Source organism: Devosia sp. FKR38 (assembly GCF_005222805.1).
Classification (GTDB): Bacteria; Pseudomonadota; Alphaproteobacteria; order Rhizobiales; family Devosiaceae; genus Devosia.
Genome location: NZ_STGC01000005.1, coordinates 768,469 through 794,546, shown reverse-complemented (window position 1 = coordinate 794,546; position 26,078 = coordinate 768,469). Strand labels below are relative to the sequence as shown.

Sequence of the window (26,078 nt, the reverse complement as noted above, 5' to 3'; positions counted from 1 at the left end):
ATGCACGTGGCTGAAGTGAATCATCGTCTCGTTGCCTCGCCGGTCCTGCGCCAGCTCTCCGTTCGGTCCGTGATGGAGCGGCTGCTGCTCGATGGCGCCACCTCGCGCGCCAGCCTGTCGCGGGCAACGGGCCTGTCCAAGCAGACGATTTCGGAAGTGATGCTGGTGTTGACCGAGCGCGGCTGGGTCAAGGAAAGCGGCATGATCTCGGGCGGCGTCGGCCGAACCGCCGTGCGCTATGAGATCGACGCGACGGCCGGCTTTGCCCTGGGGCTGGATCTGGGCGCCAGCACGCTGCGCGGCGTGCTCGCCGATATTTCGGGCACGGTGGTGGCCCAGCATGAGCTGGCGGCCGATGGCCAGGGCGGGCAATTGCCGGCCCAGGCCAAGCGATTGAAGCAAATCCTGCTCGACGCGGCCAAGGCGCCGGCCGAGCGGCTGCAGGTGGCCACGGTGGCCACCCCCGGCGTGATGAGCCCGCAGGGCCGACTGGACCTGGCGCCCAACCTGCCGGGAATCGGCGAGCTGGATCTGGCCGGGCAATTGCGCAGCGCGCTCGATTGCCAGGTGATGTTCGAGAACGACGTCAATGCGGCGGCGCTGGGCGAATATTGGGAAGCCGGCGAGAATGCCGACAACCATTTCGCCTTTGTCTCGATCGGCACCGGCGTGGGCCTGGGCATTCTGGTCGACGGGCAATTGCTGCGCGGCAGCAGTCTGGCCGCTGGTGAAATCGGCTATCTGCCGCTGGGCGGGGACCCGTTTGCACCCGAGAGCCTGGAACAGGGCGCGCTCGAGACCAGCATTGGCGCCACCGGCATTGTGCAGCGGCATCAGCGTCTGGGCGGCACGGCGCAGACGGTGCGCGCAATATTTGACGCCCTTGAGGCCGGCGACCGCATTGCCGAAGAGACCATCAACGAGACGGCGCGCATTGCGGCGCTGCTGGTGCTGACAGTCACCTCGGTGATCGACCCCGACCGCGTGGTGTTCGGCGGCAATATCGGCGGACGGCCCGAACTGGTGCGGCGCATTGGCGAGTGGATGCCGCGCGTGCAGAAGCGCCCCATTCGCGTCGAGGCCAGCCGGCTGGGGCCGCGCGCCACGGTGCTGGGCGCCGCCGCCATGTCGCTGGGCCAGATGCACAACTCGCTGTTTTCCACACTCGAAGTGCCCGGACGTCTGGGCCTGCCGACGCTGCGGCAGTAGGGATTGCAGCGAAGTCATTCGTTCGTCATATTGACGAATGAAGTGCGGTCGGGCAGATTTCGCCGCCAAAGGACGGGATTTTGGGTCCCGCCACGTTTGCAGGAAGATAGATCATGGCCTCTTTGCAGCTCGATGCGGTGTTCAAGTCATTTGGCGATGCCGAGATCATCAAGGGCGTGGACCTTGAAGTGAAGGACGGCGAATTCGTCGTCTTCGTGGGCCCCTCGGGCTGTGGCAAATCCACCCTGCTCCGCCTGATTGCGGGCCTCGACAAGGTCAGCGGCGGCCATATCCGCATCGGCGGCAATGATGTGCAGGCCCTCTCGCCCGGCGAGCGCGGCATCGCCATGGTGTTCCAGAGCTATGCGCTTTATCCGCACATGACGGTGCGGGAAAACCTGTCGTTCGGCCTGCAGAACTTCAAGCTCTCCAAGGAGGTCATCGAGGCCAAGGTGCTCGAGGCCGTGCGCATGCTGGCCATGGAACCCTATCTGGAGCGCCGCCCGCGTGACCTCTCGGGTGGCCAGCGCCAGCGCGTCGCCATCGGCCGCGCCATTGTGCGGGATCCGCAGGTGTTCCTGTTCGACGAGCCGCTGAGCAACCTCGATGCTGCACTGCGCGTGCAGACGCGCGCCGAAATCACCCGGCTGCACCAGCGGCTGAAGGCCACCATGATCTATGTGACGCATGACCAGGTGGAGGCCATGACCATGGCCGACCGCATTGCCGTGCTCAATGCCGGCAAGCTCGAACAGTTCGGCACGCCCGAAGAGCTGTTCATGCATCCGGCCAACCGGTTTGTGGCGCGCTTCATCGGCTCGCCCAGCATGAATGTGTTCCCGGCAAAGCTCAAATCTGGCGGCGCGACGGCCGAGATCGAAGCCGCCGATTTCGGCACACTGACTCTGCCCGTCGATGCTGGCGACCTGCCCTCTGGCACGGCGCTCGAAATCGGCATCCGGCCGCAGCATCTGCGCCCCACCGAGGGCGCTGGCGCGGCCTATACCGTGTCCTATGCCGAAAGCATCGGCACGGAAACCTATGTCTATGGCAATATGGCCGGCACCAGCGACGAGATCATCCTGCACATTCCGGACCACCGCAAATTCGTGCCCGGCCAGGTAATCAGTGTCGCTGTTGACCCCAGCCTCGTGCATGTGTTCCGCGCCGACACCGGCGTGACCCTGCCGGCACGCCCATGAGCCTGATTGCTGGCAGTTCGGCCCTGCAAACGGCCGAAATCCAGGCCGCCATCGATACGGCTGCAGCCGCCGGTGGCGGTCGCGTGGTGCTGGGCGATGGCGAACATGCCACCGGCGGCCTGCTGCTGCGCAGCGGGGTAGAACTGCATCTGGCCGAGGGCGCCATCCTGCGGCCGGTTGCCGATTATGATGCCTATGCCGACAATGTGGTGACGGTGATCGCCGAAAGCTCCAACCGCGCCATTATCCGCGCCAAGGACGCCCATAACGTCGCCATCACCGGCAAGGGCCGCATCGTGGCGCCGGGCGCCGCCTATATCATCGGCGAGGACGCCAGCGTGGGCACCTATACGCCGGCGCAGTATCGCCCGCGCGTGCTGGTGTTCGAGGGCTGCACCGGCGTGCGGCTCGACGGCATCACGGTGGAAGATTCCCCGATGTGGACGCTGCATCTGGTAGCCTGCACCAATGTGTCGGTGACCCATGTCCGCGTCACCAACAATGAGCGCCTGCCCAATACCGATGGCCTCGTGATCGACAGTTGCAGCAATGTGCTGATCGAACACGTCAGCATTGCCACCGCCGATGACGGCGTGTGCCTCAAGACCTCGCTGCAGGGCCAGACCATCGGCGCCTGCCGCAATGTCACCGTGCGCCATTGCGACGTGGCCAGCCAGAGCTGTGCGCTCAAGCTGGGCACCGAGAGCTTTGGCGATTTCGAGGACATCGTGTTCGAGGATTGCCAGGTGCTGCGCTCCAATCGTGGCCTGGGCGTTTTCTCGCGCGACGGCGGCAAGGTGCGCAATGTGCGCTTCTCGCGCATCACGCTGGACTGCCACGAAACCGCCGACGGCTTCTGGGGCTCGGGCGAGGCGCTGACCATTACGCTCGACGACCGCCGCGCCAGCCGCCCGGCCGGCGCCGTCAGCGGGATCGTCTTTGAGGATATTTCCGGCTCCATGGAAGGCGCCATCAACCTGGTCTCGACCGGCACGGCTGATATCAGCGACGTGCGCATGGCGCGCGTCCACCTCACGCAGGTGCCCGGCAAGCTGGGCACCGGCCGCACCTATGACATGCGCCCCACCTCGGCAGACCTGGCCCCGGCCGCCCATATGGCCGGCCGCGCCAACGCCTGGGTCCGCGGCGCCGACGGCGCCATTGTGGGCCTGGTCCCCTACCCCGGCGGCATGCCCGGCCTCTACGCGCCAGCCATTGCCGGCCTCGTGCTCGACGACGTGGTCATCACCCGCCCGGCCAGCCTGCCCGAAGGCTGGAACGTGGCCGTGGCCGTGACCAGCTAAGGGCTCGTCGGCGACGGCCCAGAGCGATGAAACATACAAATGGCGGCCTTGGTGGCCGCCATTGGTGTTTTGGGGTTACGATTGACGTGCAGACAGCGCTGAATGGCCTGCGGCGTCAGATCGATGCCCAACCCGCTCCAGAAAGCCGGCAACGGCCTGCCCGACGCGATCCGTCAGCATCTCTGTCGGCAAGACACCTTCGGCAGCGGCATTGATCAGCGATCGCGCGATAATCACGCCGGTCACCAGGTCGCTTGGCGCCAGGGCGCCGAACCGGGCCACCAGGCGCTGCGCCGACAGATCGGCAATCTGCTGCGCCATTTCGGCGGCCTCGCTGTCGAGCGCCAGCATGGGCTCAAGCCGCTCGATGGCCAGCGCAAGCCTGGGGCGGGCAAACTGGTGGCCGATCGCCTCGGCAATCATGGCATCGAACGCATCGGCTCCATCGGCCGGAATAGCCTGTAGCCGGCCCAGAAACATTTCGCGTTCGCGCCGGACCAAAGCGACCAGAATGGCCGTCTTGTCCGGATAATATTGGTAGAGCGTGCCGATGCTGACGCCGGCAACCTCGGCCACGCGATTGGTGTTGAGCGCGGCCTCTCCCTGAGCCTCAAGAATGCGAGCCGCCGCCTCGACAATGGCCGCACAGGTGGCCAGCGCGCGCTGCTGCCGCGGGATTTTTCGCTGTTCTGCCGGGGACTTGGCGACCTCTTGCGGCATGGCACGCCTATGCGAGTTGGAAAACCGAGTGATTGCTCGATTATAGGCGTTGTCGCCGCAACAGCAAGCACTGAAAGGCTCCATCCATGGCACAGACTGACAAGAACCAGGCTCTCACCGTGTTCATCCTCGTACGGGCCCTGCCCGCCTGGCTCGCCCTGCCGCACGCCGAACGGCGCAGCATCGGCGCCACTGCGGCTCCGATCGAACCCGATGTCACCTTTCGCCAGTTTGACTGCGAAGCCTTTTCGGCCATGTGTTCCGATATCTGGATGCTCAGCGTGCCCTCCCCCCGCGCGCTCAACCACACCATCGAGCGCCTGCGCGACACGGCGCTGTTCGCCCAGCCCTTTTTCGAGCTGATCGCCATCCTGCCCGCCATCGAGGATGGGTGGCAGACCTACGAGGCGGAGACGCACCATGATTGACGCACGCCCGATCATCGTCACCGGCGCCAGCCGCGGCGTCGGCTACGCCTTGGTGCGCCAATTGCTGGCCCAGGGCACCAGCGTTGTCGGGGTTGCCCGGGAGCGCCCCGACCTTGCCGAGGGGCCGAACTTCCAGTTCGTCTCATGCGACCTGTCCGTCCCCGACGATGTGGCAGCGCTGGTCGCGCGGCTGATCCCCCTGCACCCTAGCGGGCTCATCAACAATGCGGCGCTTCAAACCGAAGCGGATCTCACCCGGTTGGCGCCTGCCGACCTGGCCCGGCTGGTACGGTCAGAGGTCGCTGTCGATCTAGTTGCCCCGCTGATGCTGGCCTATGGGTTGTTCGACACGATTGCCCGCCGTCCGGGCGGTTTCATCTGCAACATCAACAGTGCGCTGGCATTTGCGCCGAAGCTGTCGGCAGGTGCCTATTGCCCGGCAAAGGCGGGGCTCGCCAATGCCACCATCGCCCTGCGCGCACTTGCCCGGAGACAGACAGATTGCCTCGTCAGCCAAGTGGTCTTGCCACTGGTCGACACCGACATGACCGTTGGGCGTGGCAGCGGCAAAATATCGGCCCAGAAGGCTGCATCCGCCATCCTTGACGGCTTGCGCAGGCGCCGCGCGGAAATCTGGGTGGGGCAGGTCCGCATGCTGCGGCTTCTGCAGCGCCTGGCGCCCGGAGCCACCTCCCGCATGCTGCTGGGCGTGCCAGCGCAGACTTCCTCAGTCTAGGAGATGCGGGCGCAACCTGAGACTGCCATGGCCCAAACCAGTGGCGACCGCGACTGCATGTCTCTGCAATGGGGGAAAGTGGCGGAGAGGATGGGATTCGAACCCACGAGACCCTTTTGAGATCTGCGCCCTTAGCAGGGGCGTGCCTTCGGCCACTCGGCCACCTCTCCGTCAGGGCGTGGATAACGGGCATGGGGGGCGATGGCAAGCGGTTTTTGGCCGGAAAGCCTGACTGCCCCCAGCCGGTGTGCGCGGGGGCTGCGCAGCGGGGTTTCGGGCCCTGCCGATGGCTAGGCAGCGCCGGGATTTGACGGCAAGACTGGCGGGAAATGGGCGGGCCCCGAATCGTCGGGGCCGGCGCGGCGGTGCGTGAGGGATTGGCAGCAATGGGTGTGGCGGCAAGGGCTTGGGGGACTTGGTCGACTTGGGGCGCTGTGGCGCTGGTGAGCCTGGGGAGCACAGCGCCGGCGCTGGCGCAGACCGGTATAGAAGGGTTGTGGCGCACGGAGAAGGCCGCGGAGGTGCGCATCGCCCCCTGCCCCGAAGGGCTGTGTGGCACGCTGGCCAAGATCGTGCTGCCGCCCGGCGAGACGCGGGCTGATGGCACGCCGGCGTCGCCGGAGACCTTGACCGATGTGCACAATAGCGACCCGGCGCTGCGCGACCGACCGATGCTGGGGCTGCAGATCGTGACACTCACCGGCGAGAGCAAGCCGGGGGTGTTTGCCGGCACAGTCTATAACCCGCAGGACGGCAAGACCTATGAGGGGTTTGTGGAACTCAAAGGCCCCGACACGCTGCGGCTGAACGGGTGTCTGCTGTTCAACGTGGTGTGCCGGGGCGAAGATTGGGTGCGCGTCGGCCCGTGAGGGCTTAGCGCTGGTTGAACAGCACCTTCTGGGCGTCCTTGTCGGTGGCGAGGTTGGAGCTGGGCGCGTCCTTGCCGACATTGAGGCCCTTGGCGACGCCCGGGCGGGCATTCATGCGGTCGAGCCAGGCGCCGAAGGCGGAGAATTCGTTGCGGTCAATGCCGTAGCGTTCCCAGGACTGGGCCCAGCCGATGCTGGCGATATCGGCGATGGAGAAATCGCCGGCGATATAGTCCTTGCCCTTGAGCTGGTCGTTGAGCACGCGGAACAGGCGATGGGTCTCGTCGCTGTAGCGCTTGATGGCATAGGGGACTTTTTCCGGCGCATAGACGCTGAAGTGATTGTTCTGGCCCAGCATGGGGCCGAAGCCGCCAACCTGCCAGAACAGCCATTCATCGACCTGCACCTGCTTGCGCGGATCGGTGGGATAGAATTGGCCGAACTTGAGGCCGAGATATTTCAGGATCGCGCCGGATTCAAAGATCGAGATCGGCTGACCATCGGGGCCCTCGGGATCGACAATGGCCGGGATCTTGTTGTTGGGCGAAATGGCCAGGAACTCGGGCTTGAACTGGTCGCCCTTGCCGATGTCGATGCGGTGATAGACGTAGGGGACACCGAGCTCTTCGAGCATGATGTGCACCTTCTGCCCATTGGGCGTGGGCAGGGAATAGACGTCTATGGGCTTGGTCTGGGTCGTCATCGCGATTCCAATCACGGTTGCGGTTACGGCCATTATATCGGTGCTTTACGATGATAGGCAAGGCAACCGCGCGGGATTGCCTTGCCTCGTGTGACGCATCTGCGGCACAAATGTTGCGCGCATGCGGCGCAGTTCAGGCGCGCTTGAGCACCATCTGCGGCCGCCCATTGCCGCGCATGGCGGGCGAGACGCCATGCAGGTCCACAGTGGCCACCACGCGCTGGCGCAAGGCAGCGAACATGAAATCGGGCGTCACATTCACCGGTTCGTCGAACATGATGGTGACCGTGCTGTGCTGCATATCGCCCAGCAGCTGCACGCCGATCAGCTTGCCGGTGAAGGGCTGGTCCAGATAGGTGCCGGTGACGCGCTGGCCGACCTGGAAGGCGATGGGCGCCCGGTCGGGCAGCATGGCGCGGGCGGTGTTCCAGTCCCGGAAGCCGTGGGTGCGGGCCACGCGCTCGAGCGCAGCGCCATGGGTGATGGATTCCCCAGCAGCGGCAGTGCTTTCGCGCAGCGCCTTGGCTTCGGACTTCAATGTCTGGACGGATTGGATATCGAGTGAAAACGACATGACAGGACCTCTCATTTGCATGAGGCGACTGTTGCATGGGTGCTCGCATTGCCATGAAGCGCCTCGCAAAGATGAACCTGATCAGTTCGTCTGCTCGGGACTGGACTTCACCGTCGGAATGACTTCCGGCGAGCGGCAGGTGCCAGCAACCGAGGGCGGATATGCGCCTGAAGACCGGCTTTGTCAACGGCACAGCGCGCCGGCCGATCAGCAATGGTGATGGGCGCGATCACACAAATCGGTTGGGCTTGGGCGCCGCAAGCGCGTAAGCAGCAGGCATGCGCGACAGAGCAAGAGCCCGTTGGGGGCCGGCGCGCGGGGAGAGACTATGATCGAAACGCTGTTCCTGCTGCTGGCCGGGCTGGTCGGTGGCGCGCTCAATTCGCTGGCCGGCGGCGGCTCGTTCATCGTGTTCCCGGCGCTGCTGCTGGTCGGCGTGCCGCCGGTGATCGCCAATGCCTCCAACACCTATGCCGCCCTGCCCGGCTATATGAGCGGCGCGTTCGGCTATTGGCATGCCATGGCGGCGCATAAGCATCGCCTGGTGGTCTATGGGCTGGTGGCGGCGGTGTTCGGCTATGTCGGCGCGGAACTGCTGCTGGTGGTGTCCAACGAGCTGTTTAGCCTCGTGGTCCCATGGCTCATGGGTTTTGCGGTGCTGCTGTTTGCCTTTGGCAACAAGATCAATGGCTTTGTGGCGGCACAGGGTGGCGGGCGGCGCGGCATGAAGCTGGCCGGTTCTGCGCTGCTGCTGGCGTTCCTTGCCGCGGTCTGCGTCTATGGCGGGTTCTTCAATGCGGGGCTCGGCATATTGCTGCTGGCGTTCCTCGCCACAGCGGGGCTGACCGATATTCACGCCATGAACGGGCTCAAGCTCTATGTGTCGAGCATTGTGGCGCTGGTGGCGGTGGCGCGCTTTGCAGTCAGCGGCTCCATCGACTGGTATCACGGCTCGATCGCCCTGGTGGGGGTGGTGGTGGGCGGCTTCCTCGCCGCGCGCAATGCCCACCGCATTCCCGCCAAGTGGATCCGCCTCGCCGTGATCGTCTATGGCGTGTTCATGACCGGCTATTTCTTCTGGGGCGCCTATCGCTAGGCCGTATCGGCCCGGCGAATCCACACCGCTGCATCGTGAAACGCTGCGCCGCCAAAGGGCGGCGCGGGCGTGGCATTGGTCAGCGTATTGATGCCCCAGCCGCCGCGATGCGCCTTGTTCTGGTGCAGGCCCTCGGCGATCAGCACGCCGGTGGGCAGGCCCGTGCGGATGCGTGCGGTAAGATCGACCTGGCCGCGACGATTGCCCAGCGTGACGAAATCGCCCTCGGCAATGCCCAGCGTCGCTGCATCATCGGGATGGATGAAGACCGAGGGCGCGCCTTCGCGCTTCTGGCTGCCGGGGGTCTCGTTGAAGCTCGAATTGAGGAAAGCCCGCGCCGGGCTGGTGGCCAAGCGGAAGGGGTGCGTTGCGTCCGTTGCTTCGGTGATGGCCCAATGGTCAGCAAAGCGCGGCATCTCGGCGGGGTCGCAGACCCATTGATATTGCTTGCGATCGGCAGCGCCCTGCCAATCGGGCGCAAAGCGGAAGCGCTTGTCCGGCCAGGCAAAGCCATCGGCAAAGCGGGCCTCGGCATCGGGGCGCTCGCGATCGACAAAGCCGGTGTTTTCGACTTCGTCGAGCGCGGGATAGCCAGAGCGGCGGAAGGTCTCGGCGACAATGTCGCGGTCGCTGGCGTGGAAGCTGGGATCCTCGAGCCCGAGGCGCAGCGCCAGGGCATTGATGACCTCGTGGTTGGAGCGCGTCTCGCCCGGCCGCTCGATGACGGCCGGGCCATAGAGCACGCGGGTGTGGCCGCCACGGGTGTAATAATCATTGTGTTCGAGGAACATGGTGGCCGGCAGCACGATATCGGCCAGCGCGGCCGTTTCGGTCATGAACTGCTCATGCACCACCAGGAACAGGTCTTCGCGGGAGAGACCGGCGCGGGTCAGCGTCTGGTCAGGAGCGACGGAAGCCGGATTGGTGTTCTGCACGATCATTGCCATGACCGGGCCGCCGCCCTTAAGCGCCTTGGCGTCGCCGGTCAGCACCGGGCCGATCTCAGACATGTCGAGCCAGCGCGGATCGCCCTTCTGGCTGGCCGCGCCGGTGATGGCGGATTTGTCGAGCCGCCAGGTGCCCGAATTGGAATGGAAGGCGCCGCCGCCACGGTGCTGCCAGGCGCCAGTCATGGCCGGAATGCAGAGCGCGGCGTGCATGGCCGTGGCGCCATTGCGCTGGCGGGTGAAGCCATAGCCCAGGCGGAAATAGCTGCGCGGCGTGGTGCCGACCAGATGGGCGAATTGGGTGATCTCGGCGACGCTGAGGCCAGTGATCTCGGCGGCCCATTCGGGCGTGCGGCTGGCCAGATGGGCCTCGAAGTCCGGGCTGAAATCGGTGTAGCGGGCCATATAGGCGCGGTCGGCGAGATTGTCGCGCAGCAGGATGTGCATCACGGCCACGGCCAGGGCGCCATCGGTGCCGGGGCGCAGGATAAGGCCGAGATCGGCCTGGGCCATGGTGGCCGTTTCATAGATATCGATGACCACGACCTTGGCGCCACGTTCCTTGCGGGCCCGCATGGCGTGGGTCATGACATTGACCTGGGTATGCACGGCATTGGTGCCCCAGATGACGACACAGTCGCTCTCGGCCATTTGCTCGGGATTAACGCCGCCCAACAGGCCGGTGCCGGCGATGAAGCCGGGCCAGGCCAGGCCGGTGCAGATGGTGTCATACTGGCGGGAATAGCCCTTGGCGGCGCGCAGGCGGTCAATGCCGTCGCGGTGCACATGGCCCATGGTGCCAGCATAGTAATAGGGCCAGATGGCCTCGGCGCCGTGTTCGGCCTCGATGGCGGCAAAGCGTCGCGCGATTTCGTCGAGGGCTTCGTCCCAGCTGATGGGCGCATATTGGCCACTGCCCTTGGGGCCGGTGCGCCGCAGCGGCTGGGTCAGCCGGTCGGGATGATGCACGCGCTCGGCATAGCGGGCGACCTTCTCGCAGATGACGCCCGCCGTATAGGGATCGTCCTTGGCGCCGCGCACACGACCGATGGTGCGGCTATCGATGACATCGACATCGAGCGCGCAGGCGGAGGGACAATCATGCGGGCAGACCGAGCGAACGGTGCGGGAAACAAGCGTGGTGTTCATAGCCGAACGGTAGCTGAGCCGGGCATTGGCCTCAATGCAATTGCAGTGATGTGAGCCATCGCGTTTGGGAATGGGCGGCGTTCATGCTTTGGTTCAGCGGGTGCGAATTTTGAGTCCGCCGCGCCGGCCAAGACTTTGTAATTGAACGGATTTTTTGGCCAGAGCCGACGCCAGGTCCAAGATTGCCAGGGGGTGATCGGCGCTGGACCCGCGGTGGACGGGTTTTTTTGCGTTCGGTTCACCCGAGTGCGAAACCAATCGCACCCGTGTTCCGTAACTGCTTGATGAGCACAAATAATCCACAGAAGCCGCGGTTCTACCGCGTTCCCAAAACCAGTGCCGATAGCAATGCTATCGCGGTGCGCATCTTTGCCGACCGGGCGGGCGTGGTCTGCGTGGTCAGCGCGCCGGTGCCCCAATGGGGACTGCGGGTGTTCACACCCACGCCCATCTCTCCGGACACGGCACTGGAGGCCCTGCCCTATGCGCTGTTTCTGATGGGGTTTCTCAATGCCGAGCGGGTGGAAGTACAATTGGACGCCGATGTCGACTGGCAGGCCGACTGGGGCGAACTGGTCGCGGCGGACGAAACTGCCCCAGCGGCCAGACCATAGAAAAGGGGGCCGAGGCCCCCTTTATGTCGATCAGATCTGCGGCTTGCGCTTGGGCTTGTGATCCTTGACGCGCGGGGCGCCATCGGCAGCCTTGCCGGCCCATTTGGGCTTGCCCTTGTCCTTGCTGACCGGGGCCTTGGTGACCTTGGGCGGACGCGGCTTGTCAAAATCAGCCTTGGGCGGACGCGGGGCGCTGTCCGCAGCCGGGTTCCAGGCACCGGTGGCGGGAGCCTCGAAATCATCAGGGCTCAGTGCAGCCGAGCCATAGCGGGCCTTGCGGTCAGCGCGCTCGGGGCGCGGGGCATTGGGATCGTAGCGTTCCACCGGGCCGGGCGGACGGCGCTGCGAAGGTGGCGGGCCAACGCGGCGCTCGCCGGGACCATCGACCGCCGAGATGGTGACGCCACGCTCGCCGGAGCCGTTCTTTTCAACGCTGCGGGCAAAGGCATCGGCCTTGGGGGCCGCGACTTCAAAGATGGATTCGGTATCGAAGATACGGATCGAGCCAATGGCCGTCTTGGTGACATTGCCGGCCTTGCACAGCATGGGCAGCAGCCAACGCGGCTCGGCCTTGTGCTTGCGACCAACCGAGACCTTGAACCAGGTGCCGCCCTCGAACTTTTCGCGGACGCGCGGATCGCTATCGCCAGCGGCGCCCTGGACCGGGGATTCGGTGACATCCTCTGGCGCTGGACGGGCCGCCAGCTGCTGGCGCAGATAGGCGGCGGCGATGGCCTCGGGGGTGTAGCGGGCCAGCAACTGGCCGACGAACTCGGCCTCTTCCTCGGCCACGGGCAGGGTCAGCGCTTCGGCCGACAGGATGCCTTCGCGGAAGCGGGCATCGATTTCGGCGGCCGAGGGCGGCGACATGGTGGTGACGTCGAGCTTGGCGGTGGCCAGCACGCGCTTGGCGACATTGCGGCGATGCAACGGAGCGATGATGACGCAGGTGCCCTTGCGGCCGGCGCGACCTGTGCGGCCCGAGCGGTGCAGCAGCGTATCGGCATTGGTGGGGAGATCGGCGTGGATGACCAGGTCGAGATTGGGCAGATCGATGCCGCGGGCGGCCACGTCGGTGGCCACGCAGATGCGGGCGCGACCATCGCGCATGGACTGCAGGGCATTGGTGCGCTCGGCCTGGCTCAGTTCGCCCGAGAGCGTGACCACGTCAAAGCCACGGTTGTGCAGCCGGGCGGAGAGGTGTTTGACGCCTTCGCGGGTCGAGGCGAAGACGATGGTGTTGACCGATTCAAAGTAGAGCAGCGTGTTGATGATGGCGTTTTCGCGCTCGGCGGTCGGCACCAGCATGAGCTTGTAGTCGATGTCGGCATGCTGCTCGGTGGCCGAAGTGGCCGCGACGCGCAGGGCATTGCGCTGGAAGGTCTTGGCCAGCTGGGCGATGGGCTTGGGCACGGTGGCCGAGAACATCAGCGTGCGGCGGTCTTCCGGGGCGGCGTCGAGGATGAATTCGAGATCCTCGCGGAAGCCGAGGTCGAGCATTTCATCGGCTTCGTCGAGCACGACGGCGCGCAGGGCCGACATGTCGAGCGCCCCGCGCGTGATGTGATCGCGCAGGCGGCCGGGCGTACCCACGATAATATGGGCGCCGCGTTCCAGGGCGCGGCGTTCGGTGCGGGCATCCATGCCGCCCACGCAGGAGGCGGTCTTGGCGCCGGCATCGGCATAGAGCCAATCGAGCTCGCGCTGCACCTGGAGGGCCAGTTCGCGGGTGGGGGCAATGACCAGGGCCAGCGGGGCGCCGACCTCGGTGAAGCGTTCCGCCTCGCCCAGCAGGGTGGTGGCGATGGCCATGCCGAAGGCAACGGTCTTGCCCGAACCGGTCTGGGCCGAGACCAGCAGGTCACGCCCTGCGGTTTCATCTTCGATAATGGCGGACTGCACAGGCGTCAGCGTCTCATAGCCTTTGGCGGCCAAGGCGCGAGCGAGCGGAGCAGGAATAGTGTCAGGCAGGGACAATGGGATTCTTTCGGGTGGGTGAGAACCCCCACCCTGCCCTCCCCTTGATGGACGGGAGCGCGCGAAGGAGTTCCGGATTTTGGTGCATCATAGCACATACAAGCAAAAAAGGCCGCCCGGCGGGCGGCCTTCGCATTTCAGGGGTGCAGCGGTGTCAGTCCTTGGACTGCTGACGCAGTTCGGCGACCGATTTGCCCTTGTGGCCCCAGTTTTCCAGCGGCACATCCTCGATGACGATATGCGTGGTTTCCGGGTTCTTGCCGAGCACCTTGACCATCACATCCGTAATGCCGGCGATGACGGCGGATTTCTGTTCCGCCGTGGCACCCTCGACAATGCGAACGCTGATGAAAGGCATTAGCCGACCAGTTCAGCGTCGGTGAAGAAGAACTTGATTTCTTCGGCAGCGGTTTCCGGAGCGTCCGAACCGTGCACGGAGTTTTCGCCGATCGAGAGGGCGAATTCCTTGCGGATGGTGCCTTCAGCGGCGTTGGCCGGGTTGGTGGCGCCCATGACTTCGCGGTTCTTCAGGATGGCGTTCTCGCCTTCCAGGACCTGCACGACGACGGGCGAGGCAATCATCTGCTCGACCAGTTCGCCAAAGAAGGGGCGTTCCTTGTGGACCGCGTAGAAGCCTTCGGCCTGGGCGCGGGTCATGTGGATTTTCTTGAGGGCGATCGGGCGCAGACCGGCTTCCTCGAACTTGGCGACGATCTTGCCGATGAGGTTGCGACGGACGGCATCCGGCTTGATGATGGAGAAGGTGCGTTCGAGCGCCATGGGTAGATCCTTGAATGGGTCTGTTGGAAAGGTCGCGCCTTGTAACGGGAGACTGCGACACAGGCAAGACGGCTGAGTGCCGCAATCGCTGGCATGGTTGACCGGGGACAGAGCCAGGGCGAACCCGGGCGTTTTTGACCACGGTTTGGCCGCGACTTTGTGCGGGCATGGCGTGCAGCGGGCGGCAAGCATGCGGGAATGCTGGTTGCCATTGCGCCCGCATGACTTTATCGGAGCACAGAGACTTCTTTTGCAGGGCCCGAACCGGGCTGCCCGGTGTTTCGGGCGCCTGCCCTCTTCCATAGATTGCCGCTCGCCATGCTGACCATCAACAACCTCGTCTATCGCATCCAGGGCCGCGAACTGTTCGAGGACGCCTCGGTGGTGCTGCCGACCGGCTCCAAGACCGGCTTTGTAGGCAAGAACGGCACGGGCAAGACCACGCTGTTCCATCTGATCCAGGGCCATATCAACGCGGATGCGGGCAGTATCGATCTGGTCAAGAAGGCGCGTATCGGCGCGGTGGCGCAGGAAGCGCCGGCCGGCAATGAAAGCGTGCTCGATGTGGTGATGGCCGCCGACAAGGAGCGCACGGCGCTGCTGGCGGAATCGGAAACTGCGACCGACCCCGATCGCATCAGCGAGATCTACACCCGCCTGGCCGATATCGACGCCTATACCGCCGAAGGCCGCGCCTCGGCGATCCTGAAAGGCCTCGGCTTCGAACAGGACCGGCAGAATTCGCCGACCCATGAATTGTCCGGCGGCTGGCGCATGCGCGTGGCGCTGGCCGGCGTGCTGTTCAGCCAGCCCGATCTGCTGCTGCTGGACGAGCCGACCAACTATCTCGATCTCGAAGGCACGCTGTGGCTGGAGAAATATCTGGCAACCTATCCCTATACCGTCTTCATGATCAGCCACGACCGTGACCTGCTCAACAAGTCGGTCAATTCGATCATCCATCTCGAACACAAGAAACTGACCTTCTACAAAGGCAATTACGACACGTTCGAAAATACCCGTCGCATGCAGATGGAGCTCAACAACAAGGGCCGCGACAAGGCACTCGACCAGGTGGCGCATCTGCAGAAGTTCGTCGATCGCTTCAAGGCCAAGGCCTCCAAGGCCCGCCAGGCGCAGTCGCGCATGAAGATGATCGAAAAGCTCAAGCCGCCGGCGGCGATGTTCGACGAATATGCGGCGCCCTTCACCTTCCAGCAGCCCAAGGCCGAGCAGGCGACGCCGATGATCTCGCTGGACGGCGTGTCGGCGGGCTATGGCACCAAGACCATTCTGCGGCAGATCAACATGCGCATCGATCCCGGTGATCGCATCGCGCTGATCGGCGTGAATGGTAACGGCAAGTCGACCTTTGCCAAGCTGTTGGCTGGCGACATCAAGCCGATGGGCGGCAGCTTCAGCAAGGGCAAGAAGCTCGAGATTGCCCATTTCGCCCAGCACCAGATGGACAAGCTCAAGCCGGACTGGACGCCGTTCGAGCATGTGGTGGAGCTGATGCCCACCGACAGCGAGGCGCGTCGCCGCTCGCGGCTGAGCCAGATGGGCCTGACCAAATCGCGCATGGATACGCTGGCCAAGAATTTGAGCGGCGGCGAGCGCGCACGCCTGTTGATGGGCCTGATCACCTTTAGCGGCCCGGGCATGATGATCCTGGACGAGCCGACCAACCATCTGGATATCGACAGCCGCGATGCGCTGGTACATGCGCTCAATGATTATGAAGGCGCCGTGCTGATCATCAGCCACGATCGCCATCTGATCGAGGCGACCTGCGACACGCTGTGGATCGCCGAGAACGGCACCATCCGCGAGCTGGACGAGGATCTGGACAGCTACCAGGCCAGCATCACCTCGAGCAAAGAGGGCAAGGGCGGCACCAAGGCCGAGCGCAAGGCCAACAAGGCCGAAGCTGCAGCCCGTCGGGCCGAGATTGCGCCGATCAAGAGCGCCATCAAGGATGCCGAAGCCAAGATGGCCCGGCTCAAGACCGAGCTGGCCAAGGTCGATGCGCAGCTCGAAGACCCCAAGGTCTATAATGGCAATCCGGAGCGCGTGATCGCCCTGGGCAAGGACAAGGCGCGCTACAGCGCCGAGATCGAGAGCCAAGAAGAAAAATGGCTGGAGCTGAGCGCCCAGCTGGAAGAGGCTGAGAGCGCATGAGCAAACTGACCGCCGAGCAGGTGATCGCGAGCCTGGGGATGCAGCGGCATCCCGAGGGTGGCTGGTATGTGGAGAGCTTTGTCGATCCGCAGACGGTCGATGGCCGCGCCCGCTCGACGGCGATCTACTATCTGCTAGCGCGCGGCGAAGCCTCGCACTGGCACCGCATCGACGCTGTGGAAGTCTGGCACTATTACGCGGGCGACGCCCTTTTGCTGTCGATCTCGGACAGCGTGACCACGGTGGAGCACCGGCTGGGCAGCGACCTTGCCGCCGGCGAGCGGCCGCAGGTGGTGGTGCCGACCATGGGCTGGCAGGCGGCGCGCAGTGCGGGCGAGTGGACGCTGGTGGGCTGCACCGTCGCGCCGGGGTTCCATTTCGCCGGCTTTGAGCTGGCCGCACCGGGCTGGGCGCCGAAAGACGTTTAGCCTGTTTGCGTGCCGACGTTGACAGGGACTGGGCGTTACTCTTGTCTGGTCAGCGATCGGCACGAGAGTAGTTCATGCGTCTGGTTTCCCCATTTCTGCTCGGCTGTGTGCTGGCGATTGCGCTGAGCCTGACGGGGCTGGCGCAGGCGACCGATCTCAGCAAGGCGGACTATCGGGACCAGCGGCGCTTTGCGGCCAACAATAGCCTGTTCGTGCTCTACCATGAGATGGCCCATCTGCTGTTTGACCAGCTCGAGCTGCCGGTGCTGGGCCGCGAAGAAGATGCCGCCGACAATGTGGCCACCTGGACGCTGCTCAACAAGGGTACGGACCGGGCCAACCAGGCGGTGCGCGACGCCGCGCGCGGCTGGTTCCTCTCCGGCATAGCCTATGACAGTGGCGGTGTGGAGAGCGACTATGCCGCCGCCCATGCGCTGGACAAGCAGCGGGCCTATCAGATCGTCTGCCTGATGGTGGGCAAGGATGAACCGACCTTTCGCCCCGTGGCCAATCTCTATGAGCTGCCGGTCGACCGGGTAGAGAGCTGTGCCTGGGACTATGGCATCGTCGACCGCAGCCTGCGCCGGCTGCTCGACCGGGGGCCGGACGCCACGGACCAGCAGACACGGGTGCGAGTGACCTACAAGCCGGCTGGCGGTGCGCTGCGCGAGGCGGCCGATGTGTTCAAGTCCAGCGGCATATTCGACCAGCTTGCCGATGAGCTGCGCCAGCGCTTCCGCCTGCCCCGGCTGGTGCAGCTGAACGCAGAACGCTGCGGCGAGCCCAATGCATTCTATGATCCCGAGACGGTGGAAATCATCTTCTGCTATGAGCTGATGCAGGATTATATGGAGCTATATGCCGCCGAACTGCCCAAGACCGGGGCGACGGAGGGGCAATCGGGGACCGGCAAGCACAAGCCGCCCCGCAACTGAGGGCGTGGCCGCGTGGGGTGGCCGGGTGGAGAGACACAGGATGAAAAGACTGATCGTAGCGGCGACCCTGTTGGGGGCGGCGGCGCTGGGATGTGGGCAGGTCGGTGCGCAGGAGCTGGACGAGCAGCAGATGCAGGATGCGATGACCTTCGCCATGCACGATGCCGTGTTCACGACCTATCACGAGATCGGTCATCTGCTGGTGGGCGAACTGGAGCTGCCCGTGCTGGGCAAGGAAGAGGATGCGGCCGACGCGCTGGCCACCATCCTGCTGCTCAATGATGACGCCGACGAGGACAGCTACAATGTGTTGGTCGACGCAGCCGACGGCTGGTATTTCAACGCGGTGAGATCGACCGGCGCGGGGGTCGACGATTTCTCCTATTACGACGAGCATAGCCTGGACATCCAGCGCGCCTATGCCATGGTCTGCATGATGGTGGGCAAGGACCCCGAAGCCTTTGCCCAGACCGCCGATGCCTATGATCTGGACCAGGACCGGCGCGACGGCTGCGTTTATACCTATGAACAGGCGCTGACATCGTGGGTAAAGCTGCTCGAGCCCCATGAGGTCAAGGACAAGCCCGGCGCCAAGATCACCGTGGTCTATGATGATGCCGGCGATTACGAGGTCTATGCCCAGGAGCTCAAGGACCGGCAAATCCTGGAGCGGGCGGCCGAAATGATCGAAAGCAGCTATGTGCTGCCCCGCCCTATCACCTTCCGCGGCACGCTGTGTGGCGAGGCCAATGCCTATTACAGCACGTCCAATAGCGAATTGACCTATTGCTATGAGTTGGCCGACGACCTGTACGGTCTTTATGTCAACGATATCATGGGCTTGGTGGCCGAGAACGCAAGCGATGATTCCGGAGAACAGGCCAGTGCCGATACCGGCGAACCGCAGCAGCGGCAGGTGTTGGGCAATGGCAAGAAGACCGACCTCAGCGGATCGCTGAAAGACGCCAAGCCGGCTAACTGAAGCCGACGTAGCGGCCGGGCTTGTGATTGGTGGCGATGATCAGATTGAGCACCAGCGCGCCGAGCAGTGAATAGGCGACCCGGTCGAGCGGCAGCACGAAAAGCGCCGCGACCATGATGACGGCATCCACGCCGAGCTGGAAATAGCCGGCGCGGATGCCAAAATTATCCTGCAGGTAGAGCGCCAGGATATTGATGCCGCCCACGCTGGCCTTGTGGCGGAACAGCGAGAGAATGCCCAGACCCATCAGTCCGCCGCCCGCCAGGGCAGCAAAGAGCGGCGCGATGGACGAGATATCGAGCCAGTGCGGGATCTGCGCGGTGAACAGCGACACCAGCGCCACGCACACAATGGTCTTGAGGGCAAAGACCCAGCCCATACGCAGCACGGCCAGCACATAGAACGGCAGGTTGATGGCAAAGAACAGCCACCCGAACGGCAGGCCGGTGGCATATTGCAGCAAGAGGGCCAGGCCCGCACTGCTGCCGGTGGTGAGCGTGGCATGAGCGTAAAAGACAATACCGAGCGAGACCAGCATGGTGCCAATCAGCATGGCGAAGATGTCTTCATCCAGCCGGTGGCGGCTGGGCGTGGCGAGATCGGGCGTCATCCCTTCTTGACCCAGCGCCCCTCGGGCTCCTGCTGCCAATAAGTCAGCTGGCTGGTGCCCCTGAGGGCCTTCCAGGCGAGGCGCGCCTCGGCGACCGCGTCGGGATCATGGCCGGAGAACATATAGACGATGCGCTCATAGCCCTCGGCGGATTGCGGCACGGCGCGATCGACATAGAAGCGGCAGGCGGCGGCATTGGCATTGTCGGTGGTGGTGGTGATCAGCACGGGCTGATGCGCATCGGCCGGGCCGCCATCGAGCCCGTGGGGCAGGAAACTGTCGTCGCGATAGGTCCACAGATGGGCATCGAGCGCCTGGGCGCGCTCGGGCGAGCCAACCTCGACAATCGCCCGCCAGCCGCGCTCCAGCGTCTTTTCGAGCAACTGCGGCAGGACGGCTTCGAGCGGGCGCGGCTCGAGATGATAGAACAGGACATCGGACATAGTGCGACCTTAGCCCTGGTAATAGTCCCTGACCAGCCGATCGAGCAGGGCCACGCCGAAACCGGGGGCCCAGGAGGTGTTGACCTCGGTGTTGGCGGCGCCAAAGGCCGTGCCGGCAATATCGAGATGGGCCCAGGGCGTGTCATTGACGAACCGCTGCAAGAACTGCGCGGCGGTAATCGAGCCTGCCGGGCGGCCGACCGAATTGCGGATATCGGCGAACTTGGACTCGATGAGCTTGTCATAGGCCGGCGACAGCGGCAGGCGCCACAGCTTCTCATTGGCACTGAGGCCGGCGGCCAGCAGGCGCGTCGCCAGTTCGTCATTGTTGGAGAAGAGCCCGGCATGTTCATGGCCCAGGGCGACAACGATGGCGCCGGTGAGCGTGGCCAGGTTGATCATGAACTTGGGCTTGAAGCGATCCTGCGTGTACCAGAGGGCATCGGCGAGCACGAGCCGGCCCTCGGCATCGGTGTTGATGACCTCGATGGTGGTTCCGCTCATGGCCTTGACGATGTCGCCGGGGCGCACTGCGCTGCCCGAGGGCATGTTTTCAACCAGGCCAATGACGCCAACCACATTGACGGGCGCCTTGCGGGTGGCCAGGGCCAGCATGAGACCGGTGACCGCCGCGGCGCCGCCCATGTCGCCCTTCATGTCTTCCATGCTGGCGGCGGGCTTGATGGAGATGCCGCCGGTGTCAAACACCACGCCCTTGCCAACAAAGGCCAGCGGGGCCGCATCGGGATTGCCACCGCGCCATTGCATGACCACCAGCCGCGCCGGGCGATCAGAGCCCTGGGCGACGCAAAGCAGCGAGCCCATGCCGAGCTTTTCGAGCGCCTCGGGCTCGAGAACCTCGACCGTGACACCAAGATTGGACAGCTCAGCCGCGCGGGCAGCGAATTCGACGGGCCCAAGCACATTGGCCGGCTCATTGACGAGATCGCGGGCCAGCAGCGTGCCGTCTACCGTGGCGCCACGGTCGGCGATGGCCAGATCAGCCGCAGCGGGATCGGCAATGCGCAGGGTGATGGTGAGGCTGGGCGGAGCATCGTCGGGACGCGGCGCCTTGTAGCGGTCGAACTTGTAGTGGCGCAGGCGGATGCCGGCAGCCAGCTCGCCGATCGCCTGGGGCGTGGCGCTGGCTTCGTCGATGACGACAGAGACCAGCGTGGCGCGCGTGGCGGCGATCTTGGCGAGCAGCGAACCACCGCGGTCGGTCCAGGCATTGAGCGGGGTATCGGCATTGGGCCGGCCACTGCCGAGCACCAGGACACGAGCGCCGCCGGCGCCGATGATGTCGAGCGACTGGCCCGGGCGGCCGCGGAAGGCACCAGCGGCAGCGGCAACAGTCCAATCGAGCCCGGTCGACGCCCAGACGGGGGCGGCAGCCCCGGTCGGCGCCTGGTCCTCCCCGGCATAGATGACGGTCAGGGCGGCCGACGCGCCGGCAAAAGCGGCGGTGCGGAGATGAAGAGTCTGGGACATCAAAGGGGCCTTGGTGGCGAAGGAAGGTACGGCGCGGGCAATGCCCTTACATTGAGATGTTTAGCCGTCGCGTCAATCCCGCAACAGGCGGGGAAGAAATCCGCAACCAGGGCGCGGCTGGCTTGCCTGGACCGGCGAACTGCACCAATGTCGCGCAACCCCAAGGCCTTATTTGCGGCATCCGGAGACGTTAGTCAGGCAGAATGAAGCGTTTGACGACCTACCTGGCCCGCATGTTCGTCGCCGACGCGATGATTCTGTTCGCGGTGGTGTGTTTCCTGCTGTGGCTGGTGAACTGCCTGCGCTCGTTCGACGTGATTTCGGTCAAGGGTCAGGGCCTGCTGACGCTGGCCTACCAGGGGCTGCTGACGCTGCCGCCGCTGTCGATCTCGTTCTTTTACGTGTGCATCGGCATCGGACTGTCGCGGGCGCTGCAGGCACTGCAGGCCAATCGCGAGCTGCATATCATCCATATCAGCGGCGGGCTGCGCTCGCTGTGGAGCGCCACGGCAGTGGTGGCCGGGGCCGGGGTGATCGGCGTGCTGCTGCTGACCAATTTCATCGAGCCGCTGGCCAATCGCCAGCTCAACCAGCTCAATGCCAGTATTGCTGCCGATCTCGTCAGCTCGACACTCAAACCCAAGCGCTTCACCCAGGTGACGCCGGGCGTGGTGATGCTGATCGGCGGCCGCGAGGGCGATGGCGAGATCACCGAATTCTTCGCCGACGACCGGCGCGACCCCAAGACGCGCCGCACCTATCTGGCCAAGACGGCGCGGGTCTCCACCGATGGCGAGAACTATGTGCTCGAGCTGCGCGACGGCACGCTACAAAATGCCGATCCGAACGGGCGGTTCTCCAAGGTCACTTTCGCGCGCTATGACGTGGGCGTGGACCAGTTCTCCCAGACGGTGGCAGAGTCCGATCCGCTCTACAGCACCGATAGCGTCACGCTGGTGACCGAGGCGCTGGCCAGCGGGGACTGGTCGGCGCGGCGGCTGGAAACGCTGGGCAATCGCGGCGCCGAGGGGCTGCGGGTGATCGGCATATGCCTCCTGGTGCTGGCCATGACCGGCTTCCCCAGCGGGCGGCGGGCCCGGATCAATATCCCGTTCGAGGCGGTGGTGCTGCTGCTGGCGTTCGCCGAGCGGGGGCTGAGCGCCTATAGTCCGTTGGGCCCGGCGACCGGGGCGTTGGTGATGATCGCCGTCGGGGGCGGATCGCTCGCCTATAAGCTGTGGCCGCGACCGGCGCCACTGATGGTGACGGCATGACCCGGATCGACTGGCTGGTGCTCAAGCGCCTGGGGAGCCGCATCGGCGTTACGGTCTTTATCTTTTACGGCATCATCGCGCTGGCGGAATCGCTGGATACCTGGCGTTTCAACTTCGTGGCCGACAATTTCGGCCTGCCCATGGCGGCGCTTATGGTGGCAATGAGCGCGGTGCGCTGGACCATCAAGACCCTGCCGGTGACGGTGCTGATGGGCGCCATCCTGGGGTTCATGGACCTCAAGGCTCGCCATGAGCTGACCGTGATCCAATCGAGCGGCATTTCGATCTGGCGCGTGGTGCGGGCGCCGACCATTGCATTGGCGTTGGTGAGCCTGGTGGTGGCGCTGGGCGGGGAAACCGCCAGCACGCTGATCAACCGTGGGCTCTACCCGACGCCACCGGGCCAGAGCACAATGCAGACGCCCTCAGGCGAAATCTGGCTCGAGCAGCGGAGCGGCGAGACCCATTATGTGATGATGGCGACCGGCATGCAGCCCGGCGGCACCGTGCTGGGCAATGTGACGGTGTTCCGCATCGACGCCAGCACGGAGGACCGCATCGAGGCGCCCGAAGCCCAGCTCAACGACAATGAATGGGTATTTCCCACAGCAACGGTTCGCACGGCCGACGCCCCTGCCCGCACGATCCTGAACTATCGCCTCCCCACCACCTCGAGCGCGGGCGAAATCAGCCTCAAGATGGCCTCGACCGAGGATATGACCTTTTTTGAACTGGCCAAGCTGGTGGGCACCGGGGTGTCCGACCCGCAGATCCGCAGCGCGGCGACCATGCGCATGATCAAGCTTTTGGCCCTGCCGCTCGTGCTGACCGGTTCGCTGTTCATTGCCTTTGCATTTACTGCGGGTTATCGAAGGTCGTCTAATTATGGTCCGGCGGTCCTGTATGGGATTGTGCTGGGCTTTGTTGTGTTCGTGATTACCGAGATGGCCGACCGTGCTGGGTCGACCGGCGTTCTCGATCCCGCGTTTGCAGCAGTTGGACCGGCACTGGTGGCCATCGTGATCGGCCTGACAGTGCTGTTACACAAGGAAGACGGGCGCGCGTGAGAATCAAGCTGTCCAGGGAGTGGATCGGGGGAGTGACCCGCCTGGCAGTTGCCAGTGCGGTGGCGCTGCTCATGGCCGGCGCGAGCCTGCCTGCCGCCCATGGGCAGGGCCTGATCCCCGCGGACTTCTTCAACGCCCCGATCGATCCGGCCTCCCCGGCCGAGATCGAGGCAAACACGCTCAGTTTCGATAATGCCACCAATACGATCACTGCCTCGGGCGATGTGGTGCTCAAGCGCGGCGGCTATACGCTGACCGGGCAGAACCTGGTCTATAACCGTACGAGCAGCGATGCGCGCTTTACCGGCGAAGTGACCATCAAGGACCCCTCGGGCAATCTGACCGAGACCAAAGACCTGACGCTGACCGGCGGGATGAAACAGGCGTTTCTCGATGCCATGACCATCACCACCTATGATGGCGCGCGCATCACCGCCGACAGCACCGATTATGATGCGGCGCTGCAGACACTGCTGATCAATGCCAGCTATGCGCCCTGTGGCGAGTGCATTGACTCCAAAGGCCGCCGCATCGGCTGGTCGATGAAGTCCAAGCGCATTGTCTCCAATTCGGTCGACCACTCGCTGAGCATGGAACAGCCGACGCTGGAGCTGCTCGGAATTCCTGTGGCCTGGCTGCCCTATCTGTGGTTGCCGGACACCAGCAATGAGACGCTGAACCGCATTCCCAAGCCCACCTACGCCTACACGGAAAAGACCGGCCATAGCCTGGCTTTTTCCTCGCTGGTCTATTCGAGCCGCTGGACCGATATCATCCTGACCCCGACGCTGATGAGCCGGCAGGGCCTGCTGGTGGGCGCCGAATGGGTGCAGCGCTTCGAAAAGGGCTCGTTCAGCATCAAGGCCTCCGGGCTCTATCAGCGCGACCAGAGCGCCTTTACGTTCGCCGACGCCAAGCGCGACTGGCGCGGCGCCATCCAGACCAGCGGCACCTTCACGCCGATCGAGGACTGGACCGTCGGCTGGAGCTACACAGCCTTCACCGATGCGGCCTATCTGCCCGACTATACGCGGAACGATGCCAAGGCATCGACCAACCAGGTGTTTGCCACTCATCTGTCGGAAGACACCTATTTCGACGCGCGCATCCAGCACTTCAACCAGCTTGGCAATGTCACGGCCGCCTCGCAGGGCGAGCAGGGACGCACCCTGCCTGCGTTGAGTTTCGAACGCATCAACGAGATCGGCCCTGGCTTGGGCCGGATCGAGATCAGCGGCCGCCTGCTGGGCGTGCAGCGAGACCTGGATTCGGTTGGCCGTTCGCTAACTGATGCGGCTGGCGGCAAGGTGCCCTATACCTTCGGCTATGCCGGCATGAAGCAGCACGCGACCTTCCAGGTCGGCTGGCAGAACCAGTATATTGGTGCTGGTGGCTTTGTCGCCACGCCCTATCTCGGCGGCCGCGCCGACGTGGCCTATTACGATGGCAGCAGCCCCACCCTGCCGGGCGCGACGACGCTATGGAGCGCCACGCCCATCGCCGCCATGGATGTGCGCTTCCCCATGGCCGCCAGCGATGGCAGCACGGTGCATCTGATCGAGCCGATTGCGCAGCTGGTCTATCGCGGCTCGAACACCTCAAAGGTCGGCATCACTAATGACAATGCCCAGAGCTTTGTCTTCGATGACACCAATCTGTTCAGCTACAATCGCTTCTCTGGCACCGACCGGCAGGAGACCGGGCTGCGCGCCAATATCGGCGGCCGCTATCAGGTCAGCTTTGCCGATGACAGCTATTTCGAAATCGTCGCCGGGCAGTCGTTCCAATTGGCGGGCGCCAACGCCTTCTCGCTTACCGATCCGACACAGATGAGTGTCGGCTCGGGGCTCGACCGCGGCGCCTCCTATGCCGTGCTGGGCGCCTATGGCACGGTCAAACCGGGCCTGACCTTCGGCGGCAAGGTACAGGTCGATACCGGCACAGGCAAAGTGATGCGCGGCGGCGCCGGAGCCAATTTTGCGCAGGACGGCTACAGCGCGGGTTTGACCTACAATTTCATCGCTGCAAAACAGGCTGCGGGCATACTGAGCGATCAGCATGAGATCTATGCCGAGGCCGGAGTACCGGTGGCGGAATACTGGACCATATCGGCCTTCAGCTATTGGGACCTGCTCAACAACAGCTGGACCAAGGGCGGGCTGGGCCTGAAGTATGACGACGGCTATCTGATGCTGGGGGCCAATGCCACCAAGTCCAATGCGACTGTGGACGACACCACCATCACGGCGACCTTTGCGATCAAGGCACCAGCCGGGCTCAACCTGGGCTATAGCCGCGCCTTCACGGCCGGACAGTAGCCCGAACCGGATTTTGGCCGCATTGTGTGGGCAATTGACAC

General features: G+C 64.5%; 25 protein-coding genes and 1 tRNA gene. 15 read left to right on the top strand and 11 right to left on the bottom strand.

The window, feature by feature from the left end; translation table 11 throughout:
* Positions 1 to 6 precede the first annotated feature (6 nt).
* The 3 genes from E8M79_RS08875 (at position 7) to E8M79_RS08865 (ending at position 3,715) form a co-directional block, all read left to right on the top strand.
* The gene (locus E8M79_RS08875; protein WP_171015796.1) at positions 7 to 1,209 is read left to right on the top strand and encodes an ROK family protein; all 1,203 of its coding nucleotides are present in this window, start codon (positions 7 to 9) and stop codon (positions 1,207 to 1,209) included.
* A gap of 113 nt (positions 1,210 to 1,322) precedes the next feature.
* Positions 1,323 to 2,411: a sn-glycerol-3-phosphate ABC transporter ATP-binding protein UgpC gene (ugpC, locus tag E8M79_RS08870; RefSeq protein WP_137151562.1), complete on the top strand. Its 1,089-nt coding sequence runs from the start codon at positions 1,323 to 1,325 to the stop codon at positions 2,409 to 2,411.
* On the top strand, positions 2,408 to 3,715 hold the full coding sequence (locus E8M79_RS08865) for a glycoside hydrolase family 28 protein (RefSeq protein ID WP_137151561.1): 1,308 nt from the start codon (positions 2,408 to 2,410) through the stop codon (positions 3,713 to 3,715). The genes ugpC and E8M79_RS08865 overlap by 4 nt, the downstream gene beginning before the upstream one ends.
* 75 nt (positions 3,716 to 3,790) lie before the next feature.
* On the opposite strand, the gene E8M79_RS08860 is transcribed toward E8M79_RS08865, so the two are convergent.
* On the bottom strand, positions 3,791 to 4,435 hold the full coding sequence (locus E8M79_RS08860) for a TetR/AcrR family transcriptional regulator (protein WP_171015795.1): 645 nt from the start codon (positions 4,433 to 4,435) through the stop codon (positions 3,791 to 3,793).
* 86 nt (positions 4,436 to 4,521) lie between these two features.
* Here E8M79_RS08860 and E8M79_RS08855 point away from each other — a divergent pair, with 86 nt between their 5' ends.
* Both E8M79_RS08855 and E8M79_RS08850 read left to right on the top strand, forming a co-directional pair.
* The gene (locus E8M79_RS08855; RefSeq protein WP_137151559.1) at positions 4,522 to 4,863 is read left to right on the top strand and encodes a darcynin family protein; all 342 of its coding nucleotides are present in this window, start codon (positions 4,522 to 4,524) and stop codon (positions 4,861 to 4,863) included.
* Complete coding sequence (locus tag E8M79_RS08850; RefSeq protein ID WP_171015794.1) at positions 4,856 to 5,599, top strand: SDR family NAD(P)-dependent oxidoreductase; 744 nt, start codon at positions 4,856 to 4,858, stop codon at positions 5,597 to 5,599. Before E8M79_RS08855 ends, E8M79_RS08850 begins: the two co-directional genes overlap by 8 nt.
* A 79-nt stretch (positions 5,600 to 5,678) precedes the next feature.
* Here the strand turns inward: E8M79_RS08850 and E8M79_RS08845 are convergent.
* Positions 5,679 to 5,769 (bottom strand) — tRNA-Ser (locus E8M79_RS08845).
* A 273-nt stretch (positions 5,770 to 6,042) separates the two neighbouring features.
* Between E8M79_RS08845 and E8M79_RS08840 the strand changes: the two genes are divergently transcribed.
* Complete coding sequence (locus E8M79_RS08840) at positions 6,043 to 6,468, top strand: DUF2147 domain-containing protein (RefSeq protein ID WP_171015793.1); 426 nt, start codon at positions 6,043 to 6,045, stop codon at positions 6,466 to 6,468.
* 4 nt (positions 6,469 to 6,472) lie between these two features.
* Here the strand turns inward: E8M79_RS08840 and E8M79_RS08835 are convergent, their stop codons facing one another.
* Both E8M79_RS08835 and E8M79_RS08830 read right to left on the bottom strand, forming a co-directional pair.
* Complete coding sequence (locus E8M79_RS08835) at positions 6,473 to 7,171, bottom strand: glutathione S-transferase N-terminal domain-containing protein (protein ID WP_137151556.1); 699 nt, start codon at positions 7,169 to 7,171, stop codon at positions 6,473 to 6,475.
* A 133-nt stretch (positions 7,172 to 7,304) separates the two neighbouring features.
* The gene (locus tag E8M79_RS08830) at positions 7,305 to 7,745 is read right to left on the bottom strand and encodes a glyoxalase superfamily protein (protein WP_137151555.1); all 441 of its coding nucleotides are present in this window, start codon (positions 7,743 to 7,745) and stop codon (positions 7,305 to 7,307) included.
* 328 nt (positions 7,746 to 8,073) lie between these two features.
* Between E8M79_RS08830 and E8M79_RS08825 the strand changes: the two genes are divergently transcribed.
* Positions 8,074 to 8,841, top strand: coding sequence for a sulfite exporter TauE/SafE family protein (locus E8M79_RS08825; protein WP_137151554.1), 768 nt, complete (start codon positions 8,074 to 8,076; stop codon positions 8,839 to 8,841).
* On the opposite strand, the gene E8M79_RS08820 is transcribed toward E8M79_RS08825, so the two are convergent.
* Positions 8,838 to 10,937 carry a molybdopterin-dependent oxidoreductase gene (locus E8M79_RS08820; protein ID WP_137151553.1) on the bottom strand — a complete coding sequence of 700 codons (2,100 nt, stop codon included), beginning with the start codon at positions 10,935 to 10,937 and terminating at the stop codon, positions 8,838 to 8,840. The genes E8M79_RS08825 and E8M79_RS08820 overlap by 4 nt on opposite strands.
* A gap of 284 nt (positions 10,938 to 11,221) precedes the next feature.
* Between E8M79_RS08820 and E8M79_RS08815 the strand changes: the two genes are divergently transcribed.
* Positions 11,222 to 11,551, top strand: coding sequence for a hypothetical protein (locus tag E8M79_RS08815; protein WP_137151552.1), 330 nt, complete (start codon positions 11,222 to 11,224; stop codon positions 11,549 to 11,551).
* 30 nt (positions 11,552 to 11,581) lie between these two features.
* Here E8M79_RS08815 and E8M79_RS08810 read toward each other — a convergent pair whose 3' ends face one another.
* The 3 genes from E8M79_RS08810 to ndk all read right to left on the bottom strand — a co-directional run bounded on the left by E8M79_RS08810 (position 11,582) and on the right by ndk (position 14,308).
* Positions 11,582 to 13,528 (bottom strand): DEAD/DEAH box helicase, encoded by a 1,947-nt coding sequence (locus E8M79_RS08810; RefSeq protein ID WP_137151551.1) that lies wholly within the window; start codon positions 13,526 to 13,528, stop codon positions 11,582 to 11,584.
* A 154-nt stretch (positions 13,529 to 13,682) separates the two neighbouring features.
* On the bottom strand, positions 13,683 to 13,886 hold the full coding sequence (locus E8M79_RS08805) for a 4-oxalocrotonate tautomerase family protein (RefSeq protein WP_137151550.1): 204 nt from the start codon (positions 13,884 to 13,886) through the stop codon (positions 13,683 to 13,685).
* Positions 13,886 to 14,308 (bottom strand): nucleoside-diphosphate kinase, encoded by a 423-nt coding sequence (gene ndk / locus E8M79_RS08800; protein ID WP_137151549.1) that lies wholly within the window; start codon positions 14,306 to 14,308, stop codon positions 13,886 to 13,888. The genes E8M79_RS08805 and ndk overlap by 1 nt, the downstream gene beginning before the upstream one ends.
* 318 nt (positions 14,309 to 14,626) lie before the next feature.
* Between ndk and E8M79_RS08795 the strand changes: the two genes are divergently transcribed.
* The 4 genes from E8M79_RS08795 (at position 14,627) to E8M79_RS08780 (ending at position 18,834) form a co-directional block, all read left to right on the top strand.
* Positions 14,627 to 16,489, top strand: coding sequence for an ABC-F family ATP-binding cassette domain-containing protein (locus E8M79_RS08795; RefSeq protein ID WP_137151548.1), 1,863 nt, complete (start codon positions 14,627 to 14,629; stop codon positions 16,487 to 16,489).
* Positions 16,486 to 16,917, top strand: a complete 432-nt coding sequence (locus E8M79_RS08790; protein ID WP_137151547.1) for a cupin domain-containing protein — start codon at positions 16,486 to 16,488, stop codon at positions 16,915 to 16,917. Before E8M79_RS08795 ends, E8M79_RS08790 begins: the two co-directional genes overlap by 4 nt.
* Before the next feature lie 74 nt (positions 16,918 to 16,991).
* Positions 16,992 to 17,852 carry a DUF4344 domain-containing metallopeptidase gene (locus tag E8M79_RS08785; RefSeq protein WP_137151546.1) on the top strand — a complete coding sequence of 287 codons (861 nt, stop codon included), beginning with the start codon at positions 16,992 to 16,994 and terminating at the stop codon, positions 17,850 to 17,852.
* Between the two features lie 40 nt (positions 17,853 to 17,892).
* Positions 17,893 to 18,834 (top strand): DUF4344 domain-containing metallopeptidase, encoded by a 942-nt coding sequence (locus E8M79_RS08780; RefSeq protein WP_171015792.1) that lies wholly within the window; start codon positions 17,893 to 17,895, stop codon positions 18,832 to 18,834.
* Here the strand turns inward: E8M79_RS08780 and E8M79_RS08775 are convergent.
* The 3 genes from E8M79_RS08775 to E8M79_RS08765 are packed head-to-tail and all read right to left on the bottom strand — an operon-like array spanning position 18,827 to position 21,378.
* Positions 18,827 to 19,444, bottom strand: a complete 618-nt coding sequence (locus E8M79_RS08775) for a YitT family protein (RefSeq protein WP_137151544.1) — start codon at positions 19,442 to 19,444, stop codon at positions 18,827 to 18,829. The two genes, E8M79_RS08780 and E8M79_RS08775, sit on opposite strands and share 8 nt — an antisense overlap.
* Positions 19,441 to 19,887 carry a DNA polymerase III subunit chi gene (locus tag E8M79_RS08770; RefSeq protein ID WP_137151543.1) on the bottom strand — a complete coding sequence of 149 codons (447 nt, stop codon included), beginning with the start codon at positions 19,885 to 19,887 and terminating at the stop codon, positions 19,441 to 19,443. The genes E8M79_RS08775 and E8M79_RS08770 overlap by 4 nt, the downstream gene beginning before the upstream one ends.
* Before the next feature lie 9 nt (positions 19,888 to 19,896).
* The gene (locus tag E8M79_RS08765) at positions 19,897 to 21,378 is read right to left on the bottom strand and encodes a leucyl aminopeptidase (protein WP_137151542.1); all 1,482 of its coding nucleotides are present in this window, start codon (positions 21,376 to 21,378) and stop codon (positions 19,897 to 19,899) included.
* Positions 21,379 to 21,581: 203 nt separating this feature from the next.
* Between E8M79_RS08765 and E8M79_RS08760 the strand changes: the two genes are divergently transcribed.
* From E8M79_RS08760 to lptD, 3 genes are read left to right on the top strand one after another with little or no spacing between them, the layout of a single operon-like run.
* Positions 21,582 to 22,652 (top strand): LptF/LptG family permease, encoded by a 1,071-nt coding sequence (locus tag E8M79_RS08760; RefSeq protein WP_137151541.1) that lies wholly within the window; start codon positions 21,582 to 21,584, stop codon positions 22,650 to 22,652.
* Positions 22,649 to 23,719 carry an LptF/LptG family permease gene (locus tag E8M79_RS08755; RefSeq protein WP_137151540.1) on the top strand — a complete coding sequence of 357 codons (1,071 nt, stop codon included), beginning with the start codon at positions 22,649 to 22,651 and terminating at the stop codon, positions 23,717 to 23,719. Before E8M79_RS08760 ends, E8M79_RS08755 begins: the two co-directional genes overlap by 4 nt.
* Positions 23,720 to 23,751: 32 nt before the next feature.
* Entirely contained in the window at positions 23,752 to 26,037 is a 2,286-nt protein-coding gene (gene lptD / locus E8M79_RS08750; protein ID WP_137151539.1) for an LPS assembly protein LptD, read from the top strand.
* Positions 26,038 to 26,078 lie beyond the last annotated feature (41 nt).

Bases quoted from the DNA above. Each gene is read 5' to 3' on its own strand.
- E8M79_RS08785 (WP_137151546.1), top strand. From the start codon at position 16,992: ATGCGTCTGGTTTCCCCATTTCTGCTCGGCTGTGTGCTGGCGATTGCG.
- E8M79_RS08865 (WP_137151561.1), top strand. From the start codon at position 2,408: ATGAGCCTGATTGCTGGCAGTTCGGCCCTGCAAACGGCCGAAATCCAG.
- E8M79_RS08835 (WP_137151556.1), bottom strand. From the start codon at position 7,171: ATGACGACCCAGACCAAGCCCATAGACGTCTATTCCCTGCCCACGCCC.
- E8M79_RS08820 (WP_137151553.1), bottom strand. From the start codon at position 10,937: ATGAACACCACGCTTGTTTCCCGCACCGTTCGCTCGGTCTGCCCGCAT.
- E8M79_RS08775 (WP_137151544.1), bottom strand. From the start codon at position 19,444: ATGACGCCCGATCTCGCCACGCCCAGCCGCCACCGGCTGGATGAAGAC.
- E8M79_RS08815 (WP_137151552.1), top strand. From the start codon at position 11,222: ATGAGCACAAATAATCCACAGAAGCCGCGGTTCTACCGCGTTCCCAAA.
- E8M79_RS08770 (WP_137151543.1), bottom strand. From the start codon at position 19,887: ATGTCCGATGTCCTGTTCTATCATCTCGAGCCGCGCCCGCTCGAAGCC.
- E8M79_RS08860 (WP_171015795.1), bottom strand. From the start codon at position 4,435: ATGCCGCAAGAGGTCGCCAAGTCCCCGGCAGAACAGCGAAAAATCCCG.
- E8M79_RS08760 (WP_137151541.1), top strand. From the start codon at position 21,582: ATGAAGCGTTTGACGACCTACCTGGCCCGCATGTTCGTCGCCGACGCG.
- E8M79_RS08850 (WP_171015794.1), top strand. From the start codon at position 4,856: ATGATTGACGCACGCCCGATCATCGTCACCGGCGCCAGCCGCGGCGTC.
- E8M79_RS08780 (WP_171015792.1), top strand. From the start codon at position 17,893: ATGAAAAGACTGATCGTAGCGGCGACCCTGTTGGGGGCGGCGGCGCTG.
- E8M79_RS08765 (WP_137151542.1), bottom strand. From the start codon at position 21,378: ATGTCCCAGACTCTTCATCTCCGCACCGCCGCTTTTGCCGGCGCGTCG.
- E8M79_RS08795 (WP_137151548.1), top strand. From the start codon at position 14,627: ATGCTGACCATCAACAACCTCGTCTATCGCATCCAGGGCCGCGAACTG.
- E8M79_RS08825 (WP_137151554.1), top strand. From the start codon at position 8,074: ATGATCGAAACGCTGTTCCTGCTGCTGGCCGGGCTGGTCGGTGGCGCG.
- ndk (WP_137151549.1), bottom strand. From the start codon at position 14,308: ATGGCGCTCGAACGCACCTTCTCCATCATCAAGCCGGATGCCGTCCGT.
- E8M79_RS08830 (WP_137151555.1), bottom strand. From the start codon at position 7,745: ATGTCGTTTTCACTCGATATCCAATCCGTCCAGACATTGAAGTCCGAA.
- E8M79_RS08790 (WP_137151547.1), top strand. From the start codon at position 16,486: ATGAGCAAACTGACCGCCGAGCAGGTGATCGCGAGCCTGGGGATGCAG.
- E8M79_RS08755 (WP_137151540.1), top strand. From the start codon at position 22,649: ATGACCCGGATCGACTGGCTGGTGCTCAAGCGCCTGGGGAGCCGCATC.
- E8M79_RS08805 (WP_137151550.1), bottom strand. From the start codon at position 13,886: ATGCCTTTCATCAGCGTTCGCATTGTCGAGGGTGCCACGGCGGAACAG.
- E8M79_RS08855 (WP_137151559.1), top strand. From the start codon at position 4,522: ATGGCACAGACTGACAAGAACCAGGCTCTCACCGTGTTCATCCTCGTA.
- ugpC (WP_137151562.1), top strand. From the start codon at position 1,323: ATGGCCTCTTTGCAGCTCGATGCGGTGTTCAAGTCATTTGGCGATGCC.